This is a genomic window from Eikenella sp. (genome assembly GCF_057315495.1).
In genome coordinates this window covers 1-6,422 of record NZ_DBHKXY010000014.1, presented here as the reverse complement: position 1 = coordinate 6,422, position 6,422 = coordinate 1, and the positions used below count along the sequence as shown (strand labels likewise).

At 54.0% G+C, this 6,422-nt stretch carries 5 protein-coding genes; 1 reads left to right on the top strand and 4 read right to left on the bottom strand.

Annotated features, from left to right (window positions below; translation table 11 throughout):
* Positions 1-154: 154 nt before the first annotated feature.
* From groL to ACO6EE_RS02345, 4 genes are all read right to left on the bottom strand, one after another.
* Complete coding sequence (groL, locus tag ACO6EE_RS02360) at positions 155-1,798, bottom strand: chaperonin GroEL (RefSeq protein ID WP_064083988.1); 1,644 nt, start codon at positions 1,796-1,798, stop codon at positions 155-157.
* A gap of 52 nt (positions 1,799-1,850) precedes the next feature.
* Positions 1,851-2,138, bottom strand: coding sequence for a co-chaperone GroES (groES, locus tag ACO6EE_RS02355; protein WP_003824210.1), 288 nt, complete (start codon positions 2,136-2,138; stop codon positions 1,851-1,853).
* Positions 2,139-2,407: 269 nt separating this feature from the next.
* The gene (locus ACO6EE_RS02350; protein WP_485958950.1) at positions 2,408-3,109 is read right to left on the bottom strand and encodes a response regulator; all 702 of its coding nucleotides are present in this window, start codon (positions 3,107-3,109) and stop codon (positions 2,408-2,410) included.
* Positions 3,106-5,004 carry a type IV pili methyl-accepting chemotaxis transducer N-terminal domain-containing protein gene (locus tag ACO6EE_RS02345; protein WP_485958948.1) on the bottom strand — a complete coding sequence of 633 codons (1,899 nt, stop codon included), beginning with the start codon at positions 5,002-5,004 and terminating at the stop codon, positions 3,106-3,108. Before ACO6EE_RS02345 ends, ACO6EE_RS02350 begins: the two co-directional genes overlap by 4 nt.
* A gap of 317 nt (positions 5,005-5,321) precedes the next feature.
* Here ACO6EE_RS02345 and ACO6EE_RS02340 point away from each other — a divergent pair.
* The coding region (locus ACO6EE_RS02340; protein ID WP_485958946.1) for an MFS transporter at positions 5,322-6,422 on the top strand (1,101 nt) is incomplete at its 3' end.

The following is a 6,422-nucleotide window of genomic DNA, read 5'->3' as shown; positions in this document are numbered from 1 at the left end:
ACACCGTCCCGACAGCTAAAAATCTTGCGGGATTGGTGTGGAATTTAGGGCTAATTTAGTACAGCCCCAAAATTTTAGATAGTCTTTAAACGGCAAACGGCAGGCAAGAAAAAGCACCCTCTGGTGAGGGTGCTTTTGCATGGTGTTGGGATGATTACATCATGCCCATTCCGCCCATGCCTCCCATTCCACCCATGTCGGGAGCGGCAGGTTTGTCTTCCGGAATGTCGGCTACCATGCATTCGGTGGTCAGCATCAGGCCGGCGATGGAAGCGGCGTTTTGCAGCGCGAAGCGGGTAACTTTGGCCGGGTCGATTACGCCCATTTCCAGCATGTCGCCGTAGCTGTCGTTGCCGGCGTTGTAGCCGAAGTTGCCGTTGCCTTCCAGCACTTTATTCACCACCACGCTCGGCTCGCCGCCGGCGTTGGCCACGATTTGACGCAGCGGAGATTCAACCGCACGCAATACGATTTGCACGCCGGCTTCTTGGTCGGCATTGGCGGTTTCCACTTTGCTTAGGGCAGAGCGGGCACGCAGCAGGGCTACGCCGCCGCCGGCCACCACGCCTTCTTCCACAGCGGCACGGGTGGCGTGCAGCGCGTCGTCCACGCGGTCTTTTTTCTCTTTCATTTCCACTTCAGTGGCTGCGCCCACTTTGATTACAGCCACGCCGCCAGCCAGTTTGGCCACGCGCTCTTGCAGTTTTTCCTTGTCGTACTCGCTGGTAGCAGTTTCAATCTGAGTACGGATTTCGGCCACGCGGGCTTCCACGGCGGATTTGTCGCCCAAACCATCGATGATGGTGGTGTTTTCTTTGCCCACTTCGATGCGTTTGGCCTGGCCCAAATCTTCCAGCGTGGCTTTTTCCAAAGACAAGCCCACTTCTTCGGCGATCACGGTGCCGCCGGTGAGGATGGCGATGTCTTGCAGCATGGCTTTGCGGCGGTCGCCGAAGCCAGGGGCTTTCACAGCCACGGTTTTCAGGATGCCGCGAATGTTGTTCACCACCAGCGTGGCCAAGGCTTCGCCTTCCACGTCTTCAGCGATAATCAACAGCGGGCGGCTGGTTTTGGCCACTTGTTCCAACACGGGAAGCAGGTCGCGGATATTGCTGATTTTTTTGTCGAACAGCAATACAAACGGGCTATCCAGCTCGGCCAGTTGTTTTTCCGGGTTGTTAACGAAATAGGGGGAGAGGTAGCCGCGGTCGAACTGCATGCCTTTTACCACTTCCACTTCGTTTTCCAGAGATTTGCCGTCTTCTACGGTGATCACGCCTTCTTTGCCCACTTCGTTCATTGCTTGGGCAATGATGTTGCCGATGGATTCGTCGGAGTTGGCGGAAATAGAGGCCACTTGGGCGATTTCCTTAGATTTCTCCGGCACGGGCTTGGCAATATTCTGCAACTCTTTTACCAAAGCGGAAACGGCTTTGTCGATACCGCGTTTCAGGTCGGTCGGGTTCATGCCGGCGGTAACGTATTTCATGCCTTCGGCCACGATGGCTTGTGCCAACACGGTGGCGGTAGTGGTGCCGTCGCCGGCCACGTCGTTGGTTTTAGAGGCAACTTCTTTCACCATCTGCGCGCCCATGTTTTCAAACTTATCTTTCAGCTCGATTTCTTTGGCCACGGTCACGCCGTCTTTGGTGATGTGCGGGCCGCCGAAAGCGCGATCCAGCACTACATTGCGGCCTTTCGGGCCGAGGGTTACTTTTACGGCGTTAGACAAAACGTTTACGCCGTTTACCATCTTCTGGCGGACTTCATTGCCAAACTGTACATCTTTTGCTGCCATGTGTATGACTCCTAAAATAAAAAATCAGAAATTATTATCTTGACGGGCTTGCTTATTCTACGATGCCGAAAATGTCTTCTTCGCGCATCACCAGCAACTCTTCGCCGTCGGCTTTCACGGTTTGGCCGCTGTATTTGCCGAAAATCACGCGGTCGCCCACTTTCACATCCAGCTTGCGGCGCTCGCCACCTTTGGTGAGCTTGCCGGCACCCACGGCCACCACTTCGCCCATATCGGGCTTTTCAGCGGCAGAGCCGGGCAAAACAATGCCGGAAGCAGTTTTTTCTTCGGCTTCCAGGCGTTTGATCACTACACGGTCGTGCAACGGACGAATTTTCATAAATCTTCTCTCCAAAATTTAATTTGATGATTTGTTGCTACCCGATTGAGGGTAAACAGAAATGTGCCGGGCAGGGCGCGGCACGCTGCTTATGCGGCGAAGGAAATGGAGTTGGAGGCGTCGAATTCAAGGGCAGACAGAAAAAAATATCCGGCTGGAGGGAGAAGGGGACGGGCTAGATTGGGGAAGATGACTTTCAGGTAGCCTTTTGCCGGAGTAGGGCAGGGTGCAGGCTACCTGAAAAAATGGAGGATATAGAGAAGGGGATTTTATGGAGGCTGTGTTTTCAGGTAGCCCCAATCTGCAGGTTCCTCTTCTTCGGGTAGGGGGAGATTGTGCTGCACGGCATACACCGCGGCTTGCACGCGGCTGCCGAGTTCGAGCTTGCGCAGGATGTTTTGTACGTGCACTTTCACGGTGGACTCGGCCAAATCAATGCGCTTGGCGATGATTTTGTTGCTGTATCCCACGGCAAGGAAACGCAACACTTCGAGTTCGCGCGAAGTGAGGGTGTCGAGGGCGCTTGCGGCGGCGGGCTGAGCGGGGCGGATGAGGGATTGCACCATGCAGGCCATCATTTCGGGGGAGAAGACGTTATCGCCATTGGCAGCTTTGCTGATGGCGTCGATCAGGAAGTTGGCATTGATGTTTTTCAAGAGGAAGCCGCACGCACCCAGGCGCATGCATTCCACCAGGTTTTCGCCGTCTTCCGATACGGTGAGCATCACCACTTTCTGCTCGGGGCGACTGCTGAGGATTTGGGCCAGCGCCTCGCGCCCGTTCATCACGGGCATATCTAGGTCGAGCAGTACCACGTCGGGTGCGAGCTGGCTCACCAGCTTCACGCCGCTGAGGCCGTCGGCAGCTTCGCCCACTACTTCGTAGTTTTCCTGTCGGGCAAGCAGGGCCTTGATGCCGCTGCGGAATAGGGTGTGGTCGTCGATGAGTACGATGCGGATTTTTTCGGTCATACCTGTCTTCTTTCTTCGTAAGGCAGATTCAAGGTTACCCGGGTACTGCCGGGTTTGGAGTGTAGGGAAAGGTGGGAGCGGATGCGTTGGGCGCGTTCGTGCATGATGTTCAGCCCAACATGGTTGCCGGAATGCTGTTCTTTGAGCCGTTCGATATTGAAGCCGCGCCCGTTATCTTCAATTTCCATCATAAAATCCTGCCGGTTGTCGAATCGGATATCCACTTGGGTGGCTTGGGAGTGTTTGCGGATATTGGAGAGGCTTTCCTGCAATATAAACACTACTTGCAGCTGCTGCTCGCTGTTGAGCTGGGGGCCGTTGCCGTGCCAATGCAGGTGTACGCCGATTTGGGTTTGGCGCTGGAAGCGGTCGGTTAGGGTCTGCACCACTTCAGTGAAGTCTTTGTTGTTGATTTTGGTGCGGAAGTTGATGAGCAGTTCGCGCACGTCGTCATAACACTCTTGGATGCCGTCTTTAATATAGTGCAGGTTTTCGTTGATTTGCTCTTGCTCTTGGTTTTGCAGGGCGCTTTCCAACATCTGCACTTGCAGGTTGAGGAAGGTGAGGGCTTGGGCGATGCTGTCGTGCAGGCCTTGGGCAATGAGGTTGCGCTCCTGCAATACGGCCAACTGGCGGCTTTCATCAATCAGGCGCAGGTTGCTCACCACCACGCCGAATTGGCTGCACAGGGCTTCCCACAGTTCGGTATCGGCCATGGCCACGGGCTCTTTCTGTTTGAAATAGAGCGTAACCATGCCGAAATCTTGCGCTTTATATTGGATTTTGAAAATGTGCAGTTGCTGAAAGCCCATGCGGCTGCATTCGCTGTTGTCGGTGTCGAAGGCGTGGCCGTCGGGTTCACGCATGAATTGGATGGGTTGCCAGTCGTCGTGTACCACGGCGTGGCCGCACAAGCAGTCGTCGAAGCGCTGGCAGGCTTCGGCGGTTTGCAGGCTGTCGGGCAGGTTGATTTGGCTCACCAAATCCATGCGCTGCCGTTTGAAATCGATTAAGCGGATGCTGCCGGCATCAGCGGCCACCATTTCCAGCATTTTCTGCAGGAATACTTCGGCAGCCTCGGTAGTGGTTTGGGTTTGACTGAGAAAGCGCGAAAAGAAATACAGGGTTTCGAGCGTGTGGTGCTTGCTGGCCAAATCACGTGTTTTTTCCAACACTTCTTCTTCCAAATGGGAATAGAGCTTATGCAGGCTGCGGCTCATCTGGTTAAAACCGTTATCTACCCGGGCGAACTCGGCGGAATGGTCGATGGGGATTTGGATGCCGAACTGCCCGTCGTGAATGGCGGCCACGCCTTGTTGCAGATGCTGTAAGGGTTTGATAATCCACCAATACAGCAAAAATACCATAAAGGCAGAACTCATCACCACCAACACCAAAAGGCAGCTTTGAAACAAGCGCAGCCAAGAAATATAGCGCGTGTTGGTTTGCTCAACGGCAGAAACCAAATTATCCAAACGGCTGAGGAAGGGTTGCAGTTGTTTATCGGTAACCGGACGATTTTGTTGGTAGGCTACCTGAAAAGCCGGGCGGATGTTTTGCCGCCATTGCTGGTCTAATTCATTGAAACGCTGCCACACCACTTTGTCTGGCGGCAGAAAAAGCGGGCGGGAGCGGTCGCCATGGCGCACGTTGTCGAGGATGCTGTCGTATTGCCGCAGCCGCTGTTCGATTTCTTCCGCTCCGGCATTTTCACGAATCAAAAGGGCGATGCGGAAACTCCTCAAGCGCAAGCTGCCGATGTCGTTGATGGCGGCGGCGCTGCCCTCCAGCCGCCAGGAAATCAGCAGGGTGTAGCTGATGGAAGCCACGGCAATCACCAGCCACAACAGGGTCAGCAGCTTGAGCCGCACAGACAGGCTTTTGAAAAAGTTCATGGATATGAGCGGAGAAATCAAAATAGAGCAGTCCCTCATTATACGCGTTTAATCCATGAAGCTTAACTATCGGCTTAGTGAAAATGGTTACCGATCTAATACTTTCGGCTTAGAAGACCTAGCTACAACAGGGCTTATTTAATCCAAATCATTGTTTTAAAATTCGCAACGGCTAAAACCCTTATTTTTCCAGCGTGATTTTTTGTTTTGAAAAATAAATGGTTTGGCTTCACATGCTTCAACCAGTGGTTTTCAGGTAGCCTCCTTTGCAGGGGCATGTAAACCGCAAAACTTCCCTTGTATAGAGAAAACAAAAAATGAAATCAGAAAATTACAAACGCTACTCCGTGCTCGCTTCCAGCACGTTTGCTTTTACCGTCTGCTTCATGGTTTGGATGATGCTGGCGATTGTCGGCGTGAAAGTGCAGGAGCAGCTCGGCCTGAATGAAACGCAAACCGGTATCCTGATGGCTGTGCCGGTGCTCTCCGGCTCGCTTATCCGCGTGCCGTTGGGCATTTGGACCGACAAATTCGGCGGCCGCATCGTGATGTTCGTGCTGATGCTGCTTTCCGTGCCCGCCATTTTCTTGATGAGCTATTCCACTCACTATTGGCACTTCATCGCCATCGGCCTGATGATGGGTTTGGCCGGCGGTTCTTTCTCCGTGGGTACTCCTTATGTAGCGCGCTGGTTTCCGAAAGAGCAACAAGGCTTGGCCATGGGTATTTTCGGTGCAGGTAATGCCGGTAGCGCCGTCAACAAGTTCGTTGCCCCTGCGCTGATTAAATATTCGGCAGCAGCCGGTGCCGGCGCGGCTGCCTGGGTAATCGTGCCGAAAGTGTACGCCGTTATTATGGCTGCGACCGCCGTATTGTTTTGGTTCACCACCTATCCCACTCCGCATAACCCCAATACTGCGCCCAAGGCCTCGCTCGCTGAGCAGCTGGCTATGCTGAAAGACCCTGGTGTGCTGCGCTACAGCCAATATTATTCTGTGGTGTTCGGCGGCTATGTGGCATTGGCTCTGTGGATGACCAAATACTACATCAACGAATACGGCCTGAGCATCGCTACCGCCGGTATGCTGGCTGCCTGCTTCTCTCTGCCCGGCGGCGTGTTGCGCGCAATGGGTGGCTGGTTATCAGATAAATACGGTGCCTATAAGGTTACCTGGGGTGTGATGTGGGTATTGTGGGTATGCTTCTTTATCTTGTCCTACCCGCAAACCGACCTCGTGATCGCCACCACGCACGGCCCGCAAAGCCTGCACATCGGCCTGAATGTGGTGTTGTTTACCATTTTGATGTTTGCCGCCGGTATCGCCATGGCGGTGGGTAAAGCCTCTGTGTTCAAATTTGTGGCCGACGACTACCCGAACGACATCGGTACGGTATCCGGCATCGTTGGCCTGGCTGGT